This window comes from Pseudomonas frederiksbergensis (genome assembly GCF_003732665.1).
Taxonomy (GTDB): domain Bacteria; phylum Pseudomonadota; class Gammaproteobacteria; order Pseudomonadales; family Pseudomonadaceae; genus Aquipseudomonas; species Aquipseudomonas frederiksbergensis_G.
Map to the genome: position 1 here is coordinate 166,117 of NZ_MOBP01000001.1, position 16,130 is coordinate 182,246.

At 60.6% G+C, this 16,130-nt stretch carries 13 protein-coding genes; 3 read left to right on the forward strand and 10 right to left on the reverse strand.

Annotation, left to right across the window (positions count from 1 at the left end; genetic code table 11):
• Position 1 precedes the first annotated feature (1 nt).
• Positions 2-829 carry an NAD(+) synthase gene (gene nadE / locus BK665_RS00785; protein WP_123402412.1) on the forward strand — a complete coding sequence of 276 codons (828 nt, stop codon included), beginning with the start codon at positions 2-4 and terminating at the stop codon, positions 827-829.
• 180 nt (positions 830-1,009) lie between these two features.
• Here the strand turns inward: nadE and azu are convergent, their stop codons facing one another.
• Positions 1,010-1,456, reverse strand: coding sequence for an azurin (azu, locus tag BK665_RS00790; protein WP_123402413.1), 447 nt, complete (start codon positions 1,454-1,456; stop codon positions 1,010-1,012).
• Between the two features lie 342 nt (positions 1,457-1,798).
• On the opposite strand from azu, the gene BK665_RS00795 reads away from it, so the two are divergent.
• Both BK665_RS00795 and BK665_RS00800 read left to right on the forward strand, forming a co-directional pair.
• Positions 1,799-2,386: a cytokinin riboside 5'-monophosphate phosphoribohydrolase gene (locus BK665_RS00795; protein WP_123402414.1), complete on the forward strand. Its 588-nt coding sequence runs from the start codon at positions 1,799-1,801 to the stop codon at positions 2,384-2,386.
• A 68-nt stretch (positions 2,387-2,454) separates the two neighbouring features.
• Positions 2,455-2,646, forward strand: coding sequence for a hypothetical protein (locus BK665_RS00800; protein ID WP_033055559.1), 192 nt, complete (start codon positions 2,455-2,457; stop codon positions 2,644-2,646).
• Positions 2,647-2,719: 73 nt separating this feature from the next.
• Here BK665_RS00800 and BK665_RS00805 read toward each other — a convergent pair whose 3' ends face one another.
• The 9 genes from BK665_RS00805 to rpsR form a co-directional block, all read right to left on the reverse strand.
• Positions 2,720-3,097: an NUDIX hydrolase gene (locus tag BK665_RS00805; RefSeq protein ID WP_123402415.1), complete on the reverse strand. Its 378-nt coding sequence runs from the start codon at positions 3,095-3,097 to the stop codon at positions 2,720-2,722.
• Positions 3,098-3,235: 138 nt separating this feature from the next.
• The gene (locus BK665_RS00815; RefSeq protein WP_123402416.1) at positions 3,236-4,126 is read right to left on the reverse strand and encodes a transglutaminase family protein; all 891 of its coding nucleotides are present in this window, start codon (positions 4,124-4,126) and stop codon (positions 3,236-3,238) included.
• Positions 4,126-6,612: a circularly permuted type 2 ATP-grasp protein gene (locus BK665_RS00820; RefSeq protein ID WP_123402417.1), complete on the reverse strand. Its 2,487-nt coding sequence runs from the start codon at positions 6,610-6,612 to the stop codon at positions 4,126-4,128. The genes BK665_RS00815 and BK665_RS00820 overlap by 1 nt, the downstream gene beginning before the upstream one ends.
• Positions 6,613-6,700: 88 nt before the next feature.
• Positions 6,701-9,976 (reverse strand): transglutaminase family protein, encoded by a 3,276-nt coding sequence (locus tag BK665_RS00825; protein WP_123402418.1) that lies wholly within the window; start codon positions 9,974-9,976, stop codon positions 6,701-6,703.
• A gap of 487 nt (positions 9,977-10,463) precedes the next feature.
• Complete coding sequence (locus tag BK665_RS00835; RefSeq protein ID WP_123402758.1) at positions 10,464-12,767, reverse strand: YgiQ family radical SAM protein; 2,304 nt, start codon at positions 12,765-12,767, stop codon at positions 10,464-10,466.
• A 200-nt stretch (positions 12,768-12,967) separates the two neighbouring features.
• The gene (dnaB, locus tag BK665_RS00845; RefSeq protein WP_123402757.1) at positions 12,968-14,362 is read right to left on the reverse strand and encodes a replicative DNA helicase; all 1,395 of its coding nucleotides are present in this window, start codon (positions 14,360-14,362) and stop codon (positions 12,968-12,970) included.
• Positions 14,363-14,487: 125 nt separating this feature from the next.
• Positions 14,488-14,934, reverse strand: a complete 447-nt coding sequence (gene rplI, locus BK665_RS00850; RefSeq protein ID WP_054044100.1) for a 50S ribosomal protein L9 — start codon at positions 14,932-14,934, stop codon at positions 14,488-14,490.
• A 19-nt stretch (positions 14,935-14,953) separates the two neighbouring features.
• The gene (locus tag BK665_RS00855) at positions 14,954-15,847 is read right to left on the reverse strand and encodes a YybS family protein (protein ID WP_123402421.1); all 894 of its coding nucleotides are present in this window, start codon (positions 15,845-15,847) and stop codon (positions 14,954-14,956) included.
• A gap of 36 nt (positions 15,848-15,883) precedes the next feature.
• The gene (gene rpsR, locus BK665_RS00860) at positions 15,884-16,114 is read right to left on the reverse strand and encodes a 30S ribosomal protein S18 (protein ID WP_002551829.1); all 231 of its coding nucleotides are present in this window, start codon (positions 16,112-16,114) and stop codon (positions 15,884-15,886) included.
• Positions 16,115-16,130: the final 16 nt, after the last annotated feature.

Below are 16,130 nucleotides of genomic sequence, written 5' to 3' on the forward strand. Positions count from 1 at the left end.
CATGCAAGCCGTACAGCGTGAGATTGCTGATCAGCTCAAGGTTCAGCCGCCGTTCGCCAATCAAGCGGCCCTCGAGGCTGAAGTCGCCCGGCGGATTACCTTTATCCAGGATTGTCTGGTCAATTCCGGGCTCAAGACCCTGGTGCTGGGCATCAGCGGCGGCGTCGATTCCCTGACCGCCGGCCTGCTGGCCCAGCGTGCCATGCGCGAATTGCGCACCCGCAGCGGTGACGACAGTTACAAGTTCATCGCCGTGCGCCTGCCGTACGAAACCCAGTTCGATGAACACGACGCCCAGGCTTCGGTGGATTTCATCGCGCCGGACGAGCGTCACACCGTGAACATCGGCCCGGCGGTCAAATCCCTGGCCAGTGAAGTCGCGGCGTTCGAAGGCAAGCATGCGGTGTCGGTGGATTTCGTGCTCGGCAACACCAAGGCGCGGATGCGCATGGTTGCCCAGTACACCATCGCCGGCGCGGCCCAAGGGTTGGTGATCGGTACTGACCACGCGGCGGAAGCGGTGATGGGGTTCTTCACCAAGTTCGGTGACGGCGCCTGCGACCTGGCGCCATTGAGCGGTTTGGTGAAGAACCAGGTCCGCGCGATTGCCCGCAGCTTCGGTGCGCCGGAATCGTTGGTGGAAAAGGTCCCGACAGCGGACCTTGAAGACCTGTCGCCGGGCAAGCCGGACGAAGCGTCCCATGGCGTAACGTATGCGGAGATTGATGCGTTCCTGCATGGCGAGGCGGTGCGGGAGGAAGCGTTCAAGATCATCTGCGATACGTACAGGAAGACCCATCACAAGCGGGTGATGCCGTTTGCGCCTTGATGTGTGAACAAAAAAAGCCCGCTGAAGGAGTTGATCCTCAGCGGGCTTTTCTTTGGCCCAGGCATTTATCGATGCGCAAGGCCTATTCGCGAGCAAGCCCGCTCCCACACTGGACCGGTGTTCACAGGACCAATGTGGGAGCGGGCTTGCTCGCGAAGAACGATAACGCGGTGGCCCGACTTACTTCAGGGTAACCGTGCCTTTCATCATCGAGATGTGGCCAGGGAACGAGCAGAAGAAACCGTATTTTTCAGCAGCATCAAGCTTCGACACATCGAAAGTCACCGAGTCTGTCTCTTTAGCACCAATGATTTTGGTGTGAGCAATGATGCGTGCGTCACCTTCCGGCAGGTAGTTCTTGTCGATGCCGGCGGCCAAACCAGCGGTGGCGATCGGCTGCATGTCGGCTTCTTTGCTCAGCACCCAGTTATGGCCCATCACGTTTTTCGGCAGGCTGCCGGAGTGGGTCAGTTCCACGGTGAACGTCTTGCAGCTCTTGTCGATTTCGATGGCCTTGGTGTTGAAGGACATCTGGTCAGTGGAGTCGATGGTGGTCTTGCACTCGGCAGCCATCAATTGGCTGCTGGCCAGCGTCAGGAGGGATACCGCAACAAGTTTGGCAAACATGGTGAATCTCCAAGGCAGGGTTAACGAATCGCGAATGGACAGAAGACTGCCTGAAAACTTCGCAAGTTCCTATGACTTGAATCAAAAATTGTATACAACTTTCCAGCTATGACACTCATCGAAACAATCTAACAGCCAGGCCTCTGGTCCGGCCCTATCCTCAGGTGGTCATCCCTTATCTGGAGCGCCTGTCATGTCCATCAACAGCTTACTGCGCAGTTTGCTTGCCGCCTACGCCTGTGGCGCCAGCGGCACCTACGAAACACCTCAACGCGAGGTTTAAGCCTTGGATCGATGCGTGCGTGCCTTTACTCTGTGGCCATCCTGACCCTGGAGTAAGGCATGTCTATCGCATCCGTTTGTGTATTTTGCGGTGCCAGCACCGGCACCAACCCGGCCTATCGTGAAGCGGCTGTCGCCCTGGGGCGAGCATTGGCGGAGCGCAAGCTGACCCTGGTCTATGGCGGCGGCGCCGTCGGGTTGATGGGGATCGTCGCCGATGCTGCACTGGCGGCGGGCGGTGAAGTGATCGGCATCATCCCGCAAAGCCTCAAGGACAAGGAAATCGGCCACAGCGGCCTGACCCGCCTGGAAGTGGTCGACGGCATGCATGCGCGCAAGGCGCGGATGGCTGAACTCAGCGACGCATTCATCGCGCTGCCCGGCGGCCTCGGCACCCTGGAAGAACTGTTCGAAGTCTGGACCTGGGGCCAGCTCGGCTACCACGGCAAACCCCTCGGTTTGCTCGAAGTAAACGGTTTCTATGGCCAATTGACGGCTTTTCTTGATCATATCGTCGGCGAAGGCTTCGTTCGCGCACCACACCGTGACATGCTGCAAGTGAGCGAATCGCCGCAAACCTTGATCGATGCACTGGACGCCTGGCGACCCTCGGTCCTGCCAAAATGGGCCGAGCAAAAACCCAGCTAACGGCTAGGCACCGATACAGGGCAGAATATGCGCCGCTCAACCTCACCTTCGACCCAAGAGGATCGCCCATGGCTAAACCTAATTATTCCTTCGCCAAACGTCAGAGAGACTTGGCCAAGGAGCAGAAGAAAGAGGAAAAGCTTCAGCGCAAGAAAGCTACAGCTGAAGAAGAAGCAGCAGCACTGAACCCGGATGCAGAAGGTGAAGTGACGGCAGAAGATGATGTTGAAGCACCGAAAGATCAGGCGCCCGACGCCTGAGACCCTCAGGGCCCGATGATCTGATCAGGCTCACCGGATCTGTGTCCAGGGTCAGCAGCCCCGCTGCTGACCCTCACAGGCCCAACGCTTTACCAATCGAATCGCGATACCCCCTGGGCAAGTTGGCCGGCAAATCCTCCGGATCAAACAGCCCGATTTCCTTGTGTTCATGGCTGACTTTCGGCACAAAACCGCCCAGCAACTGGCAGCGGTAGGTCGAGATGAATACGTGTTTGCCGGGGATCACCTCGAACAGATACGAATCCAGCGGCTCTCCCACCTCCACCTCGACGTCCAGTTCCTCGGAGATTTCCCGAGCCAGGCAGTCGGCTGCCGTTTCGCCCAACTCAATTCGCCCGCCGGGTAGCTCCCATTCGTCGCGCTCGTTGAGCATCAGCACGATGAGGCCTTCGGGGGATTGCAGGACGCCTTTGATTGAAACCGGGAACATCGGATTTCCTCCTTTTCGCTGACAGCATCCAATCCCTGTGGGAGCGGGCTTGCTCGCGAAAGCGGTGTGCCAGACAACGTTGATGTCGATTGATACACCGCATTCGCGAGCAAGCCCGCTCCCACAGGGGGATTTCGGTTAATCCAGTGGCATTACGGTGACTCGGACTTCCGGGTCATGGTTACCGCCCCCCAGAATCACCCCACGCAACGGCGACACATCAGAAAAGTCCCGGCCCCAGGCCAGGGTGATGTGTTCCAGCGCCGGTTGCACATTGTTGGTCGGGTCGAAATCCACCCAGCCCAGCACCGGACAAAACACCGAGACCCAGGCATGGGACGCGTCGGCGCCGATCAGCCGAGGCTGGCCTGGCGGCGGCTGGGTCAGCAGGTAACCGCTGATGTAGCGCGCCGCCAAACCCCGGGAGCGCACACAGGCGAGCATCAGGTGCGCAAAGTCCTGGCAGACACCACGCCGCCGCTCCAGCACTTCCACCAGCGGCGTGGCGACCTGTGTGGCCTCGGCATCGAAGGTGAATTCGCTGAAAATCTTTTCCATCAACGCCTGGACGCCCAACAGCAATGGTCGGCCCGGTGGAAAACAGTTTTCCGAGAACTCGACGAAGTTGCGCTTCAAATGCACGTACGGCGACTCGAAACGATAGCGGCAGGCTTCCAGCAACTCAGGGGAAAGCGGCTGACTGCTGTAGGTCAGCGCATTGCGGGTTTGTTCCCAGGCTGGCGATTGAGTGAAATCCAGGATCGGTCGGGCCAGCACTTCGACGGTGAGTTCGGCGTTCACCAGCAATTCATCGTGGGGCCGTTCGAAGGCCAGGCGGGTCAGCGGATTGCCGAACACGTCCAGTTCATCGCGGCGGGTTGTCGGCTCCGGGCTGATCAGCAACGCCTGGGCGGTGCAACGTTGCCAGGTACAAGCTCGCGGCCACAGGTGCGCCAGTTGCTGCGCCAGGGACACCGGGCTGTCGTAGTGATAATGGGTGTCATGGAAAATCTGGTAACGGGCATTCATCAGACGGACACCGTGCGCTGGCTGACATCATCGACATGGGCAAAATGGCGCAACGCCAGGCGATCCGAAACCTGGCCGCTGGCGTCGGCGATTTCTTGCAGCAGATTGGCCAAGCCTTCGATGGCGGCCTCGATGCTGGCTTCGCCAAACAGCGAGTCCTCCAGGCAACCCAAATCGAAATGCGCCAAGCGCTCCACCAATCGCGGCAACCCGGCCTCGCGGGGGGCGCCGAAATCGTCGTTCAGACGCTTCAAGGTCCGTGTGACCAGTTTCAACTGGAACAGCACTGCATGGGGGTTCTGCTCATCCAACAGCAACAGGTCGAGCACCGGAATCAGCTGCGCCACCGCCAAATACCGCGAGCGGTAAGTGATGCTGCTGTTACCCAACTCCAGCAGCCATTCCAGCCCGGCCTGATCGAACGCGCCGGCACCGCGCAGAAACGCCGCGAGGCTGGCGCTGAGAAACTGCAAGCGCTCGATCCGCCGGCCGATCATCAGGAAGCGCCAGCCTTCATCCCGGGTCATGTCGTCCAGGGCAAAACCGGACAGCGCCGCCAGGGACATCACCAAGCGATTGAGGAAATCCAGCATCTCGCCGAAATCCGGTTCTTCGGTTTCCAGCTCCATGGCCTCGCGCTGCAACTCCACCAGCGCCTGCCAGTTTTCCCGGGAAAGCTTGCCGCGCACTTGCGAGGCCGCCCACTGCAAACGTTGCAGGTTGGAACGCAGGCTGAACGGCCAATCATCGCCGAGCAGTGCGGCGAGCAGGCGCTCCGGCAACTCGCCTTCCTCGGGCAACAGATGCAGGCGTTCACCAAGATCCACCGCCGCCTCCAGCGCTTGCGGATCATCGCCGTCGACATACCGCGCCAGCATCACCCGCAGCAACCGCGCACTGTCATCGCAGCGCTCGCAATAACGACCGAACCAGAACAGGTTCTCCACCACCCGCGACGGCAGGTACGGATCGCGCCGCACCAGATCATGAACACCAATCGTGCGCTGGGTTTTCCACTGCTCGCCGCTCGGCGCTCGTTCACCCAGCACCCACGTATCCTTGCTCGCGCCGCCGCGCTGCATCGACACCACTTCGGCGTCGGCCTCGGCGGCGACTCGGGTCAGACCACCGGGCAACACGCGATAACCATCACGACTGGCCACCGCGTACACGCGCATGCCAATCGCCCGGGGTTGCAATTGACCGTCCTCGGCCTGCCAGATCGGCGCCTGGGACAACTGCGCCAGTTCTTGCGCGACATAGGCGTAAGGTCGCGCCTGCATGCGCTCGGCCAGGGCCTGGCGCTGTTTTTCACTCAAATCACGGCCAAACACCGGTGCGAAGCTCTGGGACGGAAACGCCGGTTTGATCAGCAACTCCGGGAGTTTTTCCAGCGCCTGGGCCAGTACCGGGGCTTCGCCGCACCACCAGGTGGCGATGGACGGCAGGATCAGTTCTTCGCCGAACAGGAATTGATTGATCCTTGGCAAGAAGCCCAGCAACCCCGGCGACTCCAGTACGCCGCTGCCCAAGGCATTGGCGACCAGCACCCGGCCCTGGCGCACGGCTTCCAGCAACCCCGGCACACCGAGGGCCGAGTCGGTGCGCAGTTCCAGCGGATCGCAGAAATCATCATCGAGGCGGCGCATGATCGCGTGCACCCGGCGCAGACCGCTCAGGGTTTTCAGGTAGACGGTGGCGTCACGAACGGTCAGGTCGCCACCCTCCACCAGTGGATAACCCAATTGCCGAGCCAGATATAAATGTTCGAAATAGCTTTCGTTGAACCGCCCAGGGGTCAACAACACCACCAGCGGCGCGTCATCGTCGCTCGGGGCCTGGCGGGCCAACGTTTCCTGCAAGGTGCGGAAGAACCCGGCCAGGTGCTGCACCTTCAAATCCCGGTACAACTCGGGAAAGGCCCGGGACACGATGGTGCGGTTTTCCAACGCATAACCAGCACCGGACGGCGCCTGGGTCCGATCCGCCGTGACCCACCAACGACCGTCGGGCGTGCGCGCCAGGTCCACGGCATACAGATGCAAAAAAGCCCCGTCAGGCGGTGCAATGCCCTGACAGGGCCAGAGGAAGTTGTTGTGCCCGAACACCAATTCAGCCGGCAACAGCCCTTCGGCGATCAACCGCTGCGGACCATACAAATCCGCCAACACCGCATTGAGCAGCCGCGCCCGCTGGGCAATCCCGGCGGACAAATGCTGCCACTCATCAGCCGCAATCACGTGGGGTAACAAGTCCAGCTCCCACGGACGATCAGCGCCCTTGGGATCGGCATAGACGTTGTAGGTCACGCCGTTTTCCTGGATTTGCCGGGTCAGCAAGGCCTGGCGCTGCACCAGTTGCGCCGGGGTGCTGCGCTGCAATTGGTCGAACAACCGACGCCAGTGCGCACGTACCGCGCCGTTGTCGTCGAGCAGTTCGTGATAAGTGCCCGCCGTCAGCGGGTAGCGGTCAAGCAGGTCAGGCATGGAAAGCTCGGCAGACAGCAAAGAACGGTCAGACTAACGCAGGCTCATGACGCTCGGATATACGAAAAATCCGAGCGTCGTGTAGGGCTTAGAAACGTCGCAAATCGAGCGTCATCGGCAGCTCGTCGTTAATCGTCACGTTGGGTGTAGGAAGTTTCCCTGGGGTGTGTCCGATTCGGAAGAATCGCGCCATGCGCCGGCTCTCCGCCTCATTGGCATTCACCGGCAGGCTGTCGTAGTTGCGCCCGCCCGGATGGGCGACGTGGTACTGGCAGCCGCCCAGGGAACGCTCCATCCAGGCGTCGAGCAGGTCGAACACCAGCGGCGCGTGGACCGGGATGGTCGGTTGCAGACAGTTGGACGGTTGCCAGGCGCGAAAGCGCACGCCGGCGACGAATTCGCCGACCCGACCGGTCGGTTGCAACGGCACCGGAATGCCATTGCAGGTCAGCAGATAACGTTGCGGTGCCAGACCGGAAACCTTGACCTGCAAACGCTCCAGGGACGAATCCACATAACGCACCGTGCCGCCGACCGCGCCCTCCTCGCCCAGCACATGCCAAGGCTCAAGGGCCTGACGCACTTCCAGCTCGATACCACTGACGGCATAGTCGCCGACCTTCGGAAAACGAAACTCAAGATGCGCGGCAAACCACTCGGCCCGCACCGGATAACCGGCGGCATTCAGATCAACGATGACGTCGGCGAAATCCTGTTCGATAAAGTGCGGCAACAGAAAGCGATCGTGCAGTTCGGTGCCCCAGCGCGCCAGTTTCGGCGGTGCATAAGGTTCGCGCCAGAACCGCGCCACCAACGCCCGCAGCAACAACTGCTGGGCCAGACTCATCCGGGCATGGGGCGGCATTTCAAAAGCGCGCAACTCCAGCAAACCGAGACGCCCGGTGGCGCCGTCCGGTGAATAGAGCTTGTCGATGCAGAACTCGGCGCGGTGGGTGTTGCCGGTGACGTCGATCAGCAGGTTGCGCAGCAGTCGATCCACCAGCCACGGCGCGCATTCTTCCCCCGGTTTCGGCATCTGGGCGAAGGCGATTTCCAGTTCATACAGGGAATCGTTGCGCGCCTCGTCCACTCGCGGCGCTTGGGAGGTCGGGCCGATGAACAGCCCGGAAAACAGGTAGGACAGGGACGGGTGGTTATGCCAGTAACTGATCAGGCTACGCAGCAAGTCCGGACGACGCAGGAACGGCGAGTCCGCCGGCGTCGCGCCACCCAGTACGAAATGGTTACCGCCGCCGGTGCCGGTGTGGCGGCCGTCAATCATGAATTTTTCGGTGGTCAGTCGGGTCTGGCGTGCTTCTTCGTACAGGAACTCGGTGCGTTCCACCAATTCGTCCCAGGTCGCAGACGGTTGCACGTTGACTTCGATCACGCCCGGGTCCGGGGTAATGCGGAAGTTACTCAGGCGCGGATCGCTCGGCGGCTCATAGCCTTCCAGCAAGACCGGACACAGCAATTCCTCGGCGGTGGCCTCGATGGCGGCGACCAGTTCCAGATAATCCTCGACCCGTTCCAGCGGCGGCATAAACAGGTACAAGCGGCCATCCCGGGCTTCGGCGCAGAACGCGGTGCGGGTCAGCCAGTCGGCGGACTCGTCGATCTTCGGTTCGCGCTCATCGGCGGTTTTCGGTTGCCCGTGATTTTGTAGCTGCGTGGTGTCCGGCAGCTCCGCAAACGCCTGGTTCGGGTCCGTCGGATGAATAAACGGATACTCCGCGGCTTTCACCCAGGGTTGCGAAGCCAGCGGCAAGCGATAACCCAGGGGCGAATCCCCCGGCACCAACCGACAATGTTCCTCGCGCAGATACCAGCGCCCGCTCTGCCATTGATCACCCTTGGCGGTGCGTGCCAGCGGCAGGACCTGGCCGATGACCTTGTCCAGGCCCTGGCTGAAGACTTTGCGCAGTCGCGCCCGCTCCAGCGGTTCCTCCAGACGCGAATCTTCGGCACTGACGTTCTGCGGCAACGCGCCTTCGCGCCATAGGTAATAGAAATTGTCTTCGTAGGCTGGGAACACAAAGCGTGTGGGAATTTTCAGGCGTTCGGCGACACTTGCGAGAAAACGCCCGGCCAGTGCGCCATCGGCGCCATAGTCTTCCTGCTCATCGGCGATCAGCGCGCTGTTGTGCCAGATCGGCACGCCGTCACGGCGCCAATAGCAGTTCAGCGACCAGCGCGGCAGTTGCTCGCCGGGATACCACTTGCCCTGGCCGAAATGCACCAGGCCTTTGGGCGCGTAGTGCTTGCGCATGCGCTGGAACAGCTCGGCGGACAGGCGCCGCTTGTCCGGGCCAAGGGCGGCGGTGTTCCATTCGGCGCCGTCCGGGTCATCGATTGAAACGAAGGTCGGTTCGCCGCCCATGGTCAGGCGCACGTCGCCTTCCAGCAGGTCGGCATCGATCTGCCGGCCCAGTGCCTGGATCGCCAGCCACTGGTCTTCGGTGTAGGGCTTTGTGACCCGTGGCGCTTCCCAAATCCGCTCCACGGACATTTCGTGGGTGAATTCGCACTCGCACGGTTCCACCAAGCCACTGATCGGTGCCGCAGAGCCCGGATCGGGACTACACGCCAACGGAATGTGTCCTTCACCGGCAAACAGCCCTGAGGTCGCGTCCAGGCCGATCCAGCCGGCGCCGGGCAAGTAGACTTCGCACCAGGCGTGCAGGTCGGTGAAGTCCACCTCGGTGCCCGAAGGGCCGTCGAGGCTTTTGACGTCGGCGGTGAGCTGGATCAGGTAGCCGGAGACAAACCGCGCCGCCAACCCGAGGTTGCGCAGTAATTGCACCAGCAGCCACGCCGAGTCGCGGCAGGAACCGGAGGCGTGTTCGAGGGTATGTTCGGGCGTCTGGACGCCGGGCTCCATGCGGATCAGGTAACCGATGTCTTCGCTCAGGCGCTGGTTGAGGGCGACGAGGAAATCCACGCTGGGCAGCGGCGTGCGGTCGATGCCGTCCAGGTAGGCCTTGAACTTCGGCGTCAGGGGCAAGGTTTCCAGGTATGGCGCCAGTTCCTTGCGCTCATCGGCGGCGTAGGTGAACGGGATCTTTTCCGCGTAGGGCTCGAGGAAGAAGTCGAACGGATTGAACACCGCCATTTCCGCCAGCAGGTCGACCTCGATCCGCAGTTCATCGGTTTTCTCCGGGAACACCAGACGCGCCAGGTAATTGCCCTGGGGGTCCTGCTGCCAGTTGATGAAGTGCTGCTCGGGCGAGACTTTCAGCGCATAGGACAAAATCCGCGTGCGACTGTGGGCGGCCGGGCGCAGGCGAACGATCTGCGGACCGAGCTCAACGGCGCGGTCGTAGCGGTAATGCGTGACGTGATGCAATGCGACATGAATCGACACGGCGTGCCTCCTGCGAGCCTTAAGCGTATTCGACAGCGCGCAAGACTTATGCCATCGCGCAGCGCTGGCGCTTTCATAGATTGCTTAAGGCAGTACAGCACCAAAATCGGGCGATGCGGGAAATTGGTTTGGGCCAATTGCACGCAAATGTGGCGGTCCGGGGTGTCAGCCAGGATTTACAGTGGCTGTACCGGCCTCTTCGCGAGCAAGCCCGCTCCCACAGGGGATCGGTGGTGGAAGCATGATTTGTGAACAACAGAGATCAAATGTGGGAGCGGGCTTGCTCGCGAAGAGGCCAGTGACCCCAACACAAAATCTGGATGATCGTTCCCACGCTCCCGCGTAGGAATGCAGCCCGTGACGCTCTGCGTCACTGGACGCGGAGCGTCCCTGGAGGCATTCCCACGCAGAGCGAGGGAACGATCGATCTGCAGGCAAAAAAAAACGCCAACCCGAAGGTTGGCGTTTTGTTCAGCTCAAGCGACGCTTAGCGCGGCACTACCGGCTTACGCGCAGGCTTGGGCCCCTTGCCTTTAGCCGCATCCTTACGATCCTTGGCCGCTTGTTGGTTGCGGGCGAACGCCGCAGCCTTGGCCTGTTCACGCTTGTCCCAAGGATTACCACCGTCACTGGCACGCGGCGGCAAACCGGTGTGCTGGGTCAGGATCTTGGTGGTCTTCTCCCCCGCCACTTTATGGCTGCCTGCCGGGGTCGAGTTCTTGCGACGGGCGCTCTGGTAGCTGTCGGTGGCCGGTTGATGCAACGGGATCAACTGGTTCTTGCCCGGCCCGATCAGGTCGGCGCGGCCCATGCGAGTCAGCGCTTCACGCAGCATCGGCCAGCCTTTCGGGTCGTGATAACGCAAGAACGCCTTGTGCAGACGACGCTGCTCTTCGCTCTTGACGATGGTCACGGCGTCGCTCTTGTAAGTGACCTTACGCAGCGGGTTCTTGCCCGAGTGGTACATCGCGGTGGCGGTGGCCATCGGCGACGGGTAGAACGCCTGCACCTGGTCGGCACGGAAGCCGTTGCCCTTGAGCCACAGGGCCAGGTTCATCATGTCTTCGTCGGTGGTGCCCGGGTGAGCGGCGATGAAGTACGGAATCAGGTACTGCTCTTTCCCGGCTTCCTTGGAGTACTTCTCGAACATGCGCTTGAACTTGTCATAGCTGCCAATGCCCGGTTTCATCATTTGGTTAAGCGGACCTTCCTCGGTGTGTTCCGGGGCGATCTTCAGGTAACCACCAACGTGGTGGGTCACCAGCTCCTTGACGTATTCCGGCGACTCGACCGCGAGGTCGTAGCGCAGGCCGGACGCAATCAGGATCTTCTTCACACCCGGCAAGGCACGGGCGCTGCGATAAAGCTGGATCAACGACGAGTGGTCGGTGTTCAGGTTCGGGCAGATGCCCGGGAACACGCACGACGGCTTGCGGCACGCGGATTCGATTTCCGGGCTCTTGCAGGCGATGCGGTACATGTTCGCGGTCGGGCCGCCGAGGTCGGAAATGACGCCGGTGAAGCCTGGGACCTTGTCGCGGATCTCTTCGATTTCGCGAATGATCGACTCTTCGGAACGGTTCTGTATGATCCGGCCTTCGTGCTCAGTGATCGAGCAGAAGGTGCAGCCACCGAAGCAGCCACGCATGATGTTCACCGAGAAACGGATCATGTCGTAGGCCGGGATTTTTTCCTTGCCGTACGCCGGGTGCGGAACCCGTGCGTAAGGCATGCCGAACACGTAGTCCATTTCTTCGGTGGTCATCGGAATCGGCGGCGGGTTGAACCAGACGTCGACTTCGCCATGCTTCTGCACCAGCGCACGGGCGTTGCCCGGGTTGGTTTCCAGGTGCAGCACGCGGTTGGCGTGAGCGTAGAGAACCGCGTCGCCACGGACTTTCTCGACCGATGGCAGACGAATCACAGTCTTGTCGCGAGTCATCTTCGGGCTGGCCAGGATCTGTACGACCTTGGCTTCTTCCGGGTCTTCAACCGGGCCTTTTTCCTGCTCGATGGCGCAGGCCTGGGTGTCCTGGGTGTTGACGTACGGGTTGATGATCTTGTCGACCTTGCCCGGACGGTCGATGCGCGTGGAATCGACTTCGTACCAGTCTTTCGGCGTGTCACGACGGATGAACGCGGTGCCGCGTACGTCAGTGATGTCTTCGATCTTGTGACCGTAGGACAGACGCTGGGCGACTTCGACAATCGCCCGCTCGGCGTTGCCGTAGAGCAGGATGTCGGCGCTGGCGTCGATCAGGATCGAGTTGCGCACCCGATCCTGCCAGTAATCGTAGTGGGCGATGCGGCGCAGGGAGGCTTCGATGCCACCGAGCACGATCGGCACGTTTTTGTAGGCTTCCTTGCAGCGCTGGCTGTAGACCAGGCTCGCACGGTCCGGACGTTTGCCCGCCAGGCCACCGGGGGTGTAGGCGTCGTCGGAACGGATTTTCTTGTCGGCGGTGTAGCGGTTGATCATCGAGTCCATGTTGCCGGCCGCGACACCGAAGAACAGGTTCGGCTCGCCGAGCTTCATGAAGTCATCTTTGGACTGCCAGTTCGGCTGGGCAATGATCCCGACGCGGAAGCCTTGCGACTCCAGCAGCCGGCCGATGATCGCCATGCCGAACGACGGATGGTCAACGTACGCATCGCCGGTGACGATAATGATGTCGCAGGAATCCCAGCCAAGCTGATCCATCTCCTCCCTGCTCATGGGCAGGAATGGCGCTGGCCCGAAACATTCGGCCCAGTACTTGGGATAGTCAAATAACGGCTTGGCTGCTTGCATCATGTCGATAACCGGTGTTGGCTTTCATTGAATTTCGCGGGCGCGGAATATAGCACAAAAAATAACCAATTCCGACGGCTATGGTCGGAAATTGCGCATAACCCTTGTGGGAGCGGGCTTGCTCGCGAAAGCGGTGTGTCAGGCGACATTGATGTTGTCTGGTACACCGCTTTCGCGAGCAAGCCCGCTCCCACAGGTTGTTATTCGTCGTCGAAGTTGTAACTGCCCGGCGCCAGGTTTTCAAAACGGGTGTATTTACCGATGAACGCCAGACGCGACGTGCCGATCGGGCCGTTCCGCTGTTTACCGATGATGATCTCGGCGATGCCCTTGTGCTCGGTTTCCGGGTGATAGACCTCATCCCGGTACACGAACATGATTACGTCAGCATCCTGCTCGATCGCTCCGGATTCCCGGAGGTCGGAGTTGATCGGGCGTTTGTTCGGCCGTTGCTCCAGGGAGCGGTTGAGCTGCGACAGCGCCACCACCGGGCAGTTGAATTCCTTGGCCAGGGCCTTCAAGGAACGGGAGATTTCGGAAATCTCGTTGGTCCGGTTGTCGCCACCGGAGCCGGGGATCTGCATCAATTGCAGGTAGTCGATCATGATCAAAGCCACGTCGCCGTGCTCACGCACCAGGCGTCGGGTCCGCGCACGCATTTCCGAAGGGCTGATACCCGCCGTATCGTCGATGAACAGCTTGCGATCGTTGAGCAGGTTGACCGCCGAGGTCAGGCGCGGCCAATCGTCATCGTCGAGGCGACCGGCCCGGACCTTGGTCTGGTCGATGCGGCCCAGGGACGACAACATACGCATGATCAGCGATTCGCCTGGCATCTCCAGCGAGTAAACCAGGACGCACTTGTCGCTGCGCAACACGGCGTTTTCCACCAGGTTCATCGCAAAGGTGGTTTTACCCATGGACGGACGGCCGGCGACGATGATCAGGTCGGACGGCTGCAGGCCGCTGGTCATCCCGTCGAGGTCGGTATAACCGGTAGACAGGCCGGTGATGGCGTTGTCGGTGTTGAACAAGGTGTCGATGCGGTCGATGGCCTTGGTCAGCAGGTCATTCACACTCACCGGGCCGCCGGTTTTTGGCCGGGCCTCAGCAATCTGGAAAATCTGCCGTTCGGCTTCGTCGAGAATCTCTTCCGCCGAGCGGCCTTCGGGGTTGAAGGCGCTGTCGGCGATTTCGGTGGCGATGCCGATCAACTGTCGCAACGTCGCCCGTGCACGAACGATCTGCGCATAGGCCTTGATATTGGCGACGGACGGTGTGTTTTTTGCCAGTTCGCCGAGGTAACCGAGGCCGCCGACTTGCGAGGTCTGACCTTCCTTGTCCAATTGCTCGGCCAGGGTCACGACGTCGATTGGCGAGTTCATGTCCGCCAGTTTGGCGATTGCCCGGAAGATCAGGCGGTGGTCATGTCGATAGAAATCGCCGTCCGAGACCTGATCGAGCACGCGTTCCCAGGCGTTGTTGTCCAGCATCAAACCACCGAGCACGGCCTGTTCGGCCTCGATGGAATGCGGCGGCACCTTCAGGGCAGCGGTTTGCAGATCGTATTGCTCAGGAGCGGAGATATCGTTCATGGCCACTTGTTGAATAAGGAGTGTGAAAATCAGGAACTGCAGAAAGACAAAGGGCACGACCTGTAAACAGGATCGTGCCCGATGTTACCGGCAAGCACCTGAGGGTGCCAGCCGACAAGTGCTGCTTAAGCTGCTACCACGACAACGCGTACGGTGGCTTCAACTTCGGCGTGCAGGTGCACGGCTACGTCGAATTCGCCTACGTTGCGGATAGTGCCGTTCGGCAGACGAACTTCGCTTTTTGCCACTTCAACGCCGGAGGCGGTCAGTGCATCAGCGATGTCGTGAGTACCGATCGAACCGAACAGCTTGCCTTCGTCACCAGCGGTGGCAGTGATAGTCACTTCCAGCTCAGCCAGTTGGGCGGCGCGGTTTTCAGCCGAAGTCTTACGGTCTGCTGCGGCTTTTTCCAGCTCAGCGCGACGCTCTTCGAACGCAGCCACGTTGGCAGCGGTCGCAGCGGTAGCTTTGCCGTAAGGCAGCAGGTAGTTACGACCGTAACCAGCCTTAACGTTCACTTTGTCACCCAGGTTGCCCAGGTTGGTGACTTTTTCCAGAAGGATCAGTTGCATGTGAAAATCCTCTTAACTTTTAACCTTCACCGTTCGCGTTATCGGCGTCTTTCGACGCATGACGACCGCGAAAATCAATCAGGCTGTCGACGATGGCCAAGACCACCAGCAACGGATAGATCAGTTGCATGAACAGCAACAGCGTCACGTACAACCCCACCAGCCAGAACCTGGCCAGTCGCTTTTGCGCCACCAGCCCGTGGATCAGGGCCAGCCCGGCGAACACCAGCGGTACACTGCACAACGGCGTCAACATCGCCAACTGGGAACCGAAGTTCGGTCCCAGCAGCATGAACGCCAGCAGTAACATCGCCAGCCCCAGCGGGAATCGGATGGCGCGAAACTCGCGACCAAAACCACCCGGGTTGTACAACAACGCCTGCCAGTAGCGCCCGACAAGCAGGCTCAGCACACTGACGATTTGCAACAATGCCGCTATAAGGCCGGTCAGGACCGGTGCAATCAGGGACGCGAAACGCGCTTGCTCATCTACCGACAACTTCTGGTAGACATCACCGAGTAGCGACGGCATGACCTTTATCAAGGCCTGCGCCAGCATCTCGATTTGGGGAGCAAAAGCTGTCCCCAGCACCACTGCAAACACCACTCCCATCGCTATGCTGACCAGCAGCACGCGGTTCCAGGACTCGCTTGCGCGCAAAACCAACGCAAGGCCCGAAGACCCCAGCAGCACCAGAAGTGCCCGTGGGTCGTCGGAGTAAAGCCACCAGACCAAGGCCGGCAGCAGTCCCAGAGCAAGTACGCCTATGGCGTCCTTCAATCCGCGCCGCAGGAGCACAAGGCAACCTGCGGCAGCACCCAACCAATACAACAACGGCAACGTTGCGCATCCAGCCACTACCAGAGTGGCCTGCATACGGCCGCGCATGATGAACTCAGCTATGGCGCGCATGCATTCAATCCTTTGCTACGTGTCGACTGCCCGGTCTCAGCGGCCGTGGCTGTCGGTGTAGGCCAGCAGGGCCAGGAAGCGGGCGCGCTTGATAGCGGTGGCCAGCTGACGCTGATAACGTGCTTTAGTACCGGTGATGCGGCTTGGAACGATTTTGCCGGTCTCGGATACGTAGGCTTTCAGAGTGTTGAGATCTTTGTAATCGATCTCTTTCACGTCTTCAGCGGTGAAGCGGCAGAATTTACGACGACGGAAGAAACGTGCCATGTAATAGGCTCCTCAA

Bases quoted from the DNA above. Each gene is read 5' to 3' on its own strand.
- nadE (WP_123402412.1), top strand. From the start codon at position 2: ATGCAAGCCGTACAGCGTGAGATTGCTGATCAGCTCAAGGTTCAGCCG.
- azu (WP_123402413.1), bottom strand. From the start codon at position 1,456: ATGTTTGCCAAACTTGTTGCGGTATCCCTCCTGACGCTGGCCAGCAGC.
- BK665_RS00795 (WP_123402414.1), top strand. From the start codon at position 1,799: ATGTCTATCGCATCCGTTTGTGTATTTTGCGGTGCCAGCACCGGCACC.
- BK665_RS00800 (WP_033055559.1), top strand. From the start codon at position 2,455: ATGGCTAAACCTAATTATTCCTTCGCCAAACGTCAGAGAGACTTGGCC.
- BK665_RS00805 (WP_123402415.1), bottom strand. From the start codon at position 3,097: ATGTTCCCGGTTTCAATCAAAGGCGTCCTGCAATCCCCCGAAGGCCTC.
- BK665_RS00815 (WP_123402416.1), bottom strand. From the start codon at position 4,126: ATGAATGCCCGTTACCAGATTTTCCATGACACCCATTATCACTACGAC.
- BK665_RS00820 (WP_123402417.1), bottom strand. From the start codon at position 6,612: ATGCCTGACCTGCTTGACCGCTACCCGCTGACGGCGGGCACTTATCAC.
- BK665_RS00835 (WP_123402758.1), bottom strand. From the start codon at position 12,767: ATGCAAGCAGCCAAGCCGTTATTTGACTATCCCAAGTACTGGGCCGAA.
- dnaB (WP_123402757.1), bottom strand. From the start codon at position 14,362: ATGAACGATATCTCCGCTCCTGAGCAATACGATCTGCAAACCGCTGCC.
- rplI (WP_054044100.1), bottom strand. From the start codon at position 14,934: ATGCAACTGATCCTTCTGGAAAAAGTCACCAACCTGGGCAACCTGGGT.
- BK665_RS00855 (WP_123402421.1), bottom strand. From the start codon at position 15,847: ATGCGCGCCATAGCTGAGTTCATCATGCGCGGCCGTATGCAGGCCACT.
- rpsR (WP_002551829.1), bottom strand. From the start codon at position 16,114: ATGGCACGTTTCTTCCGTCGTCGTAAATTCTGCCGCTTCACCGCTGAA.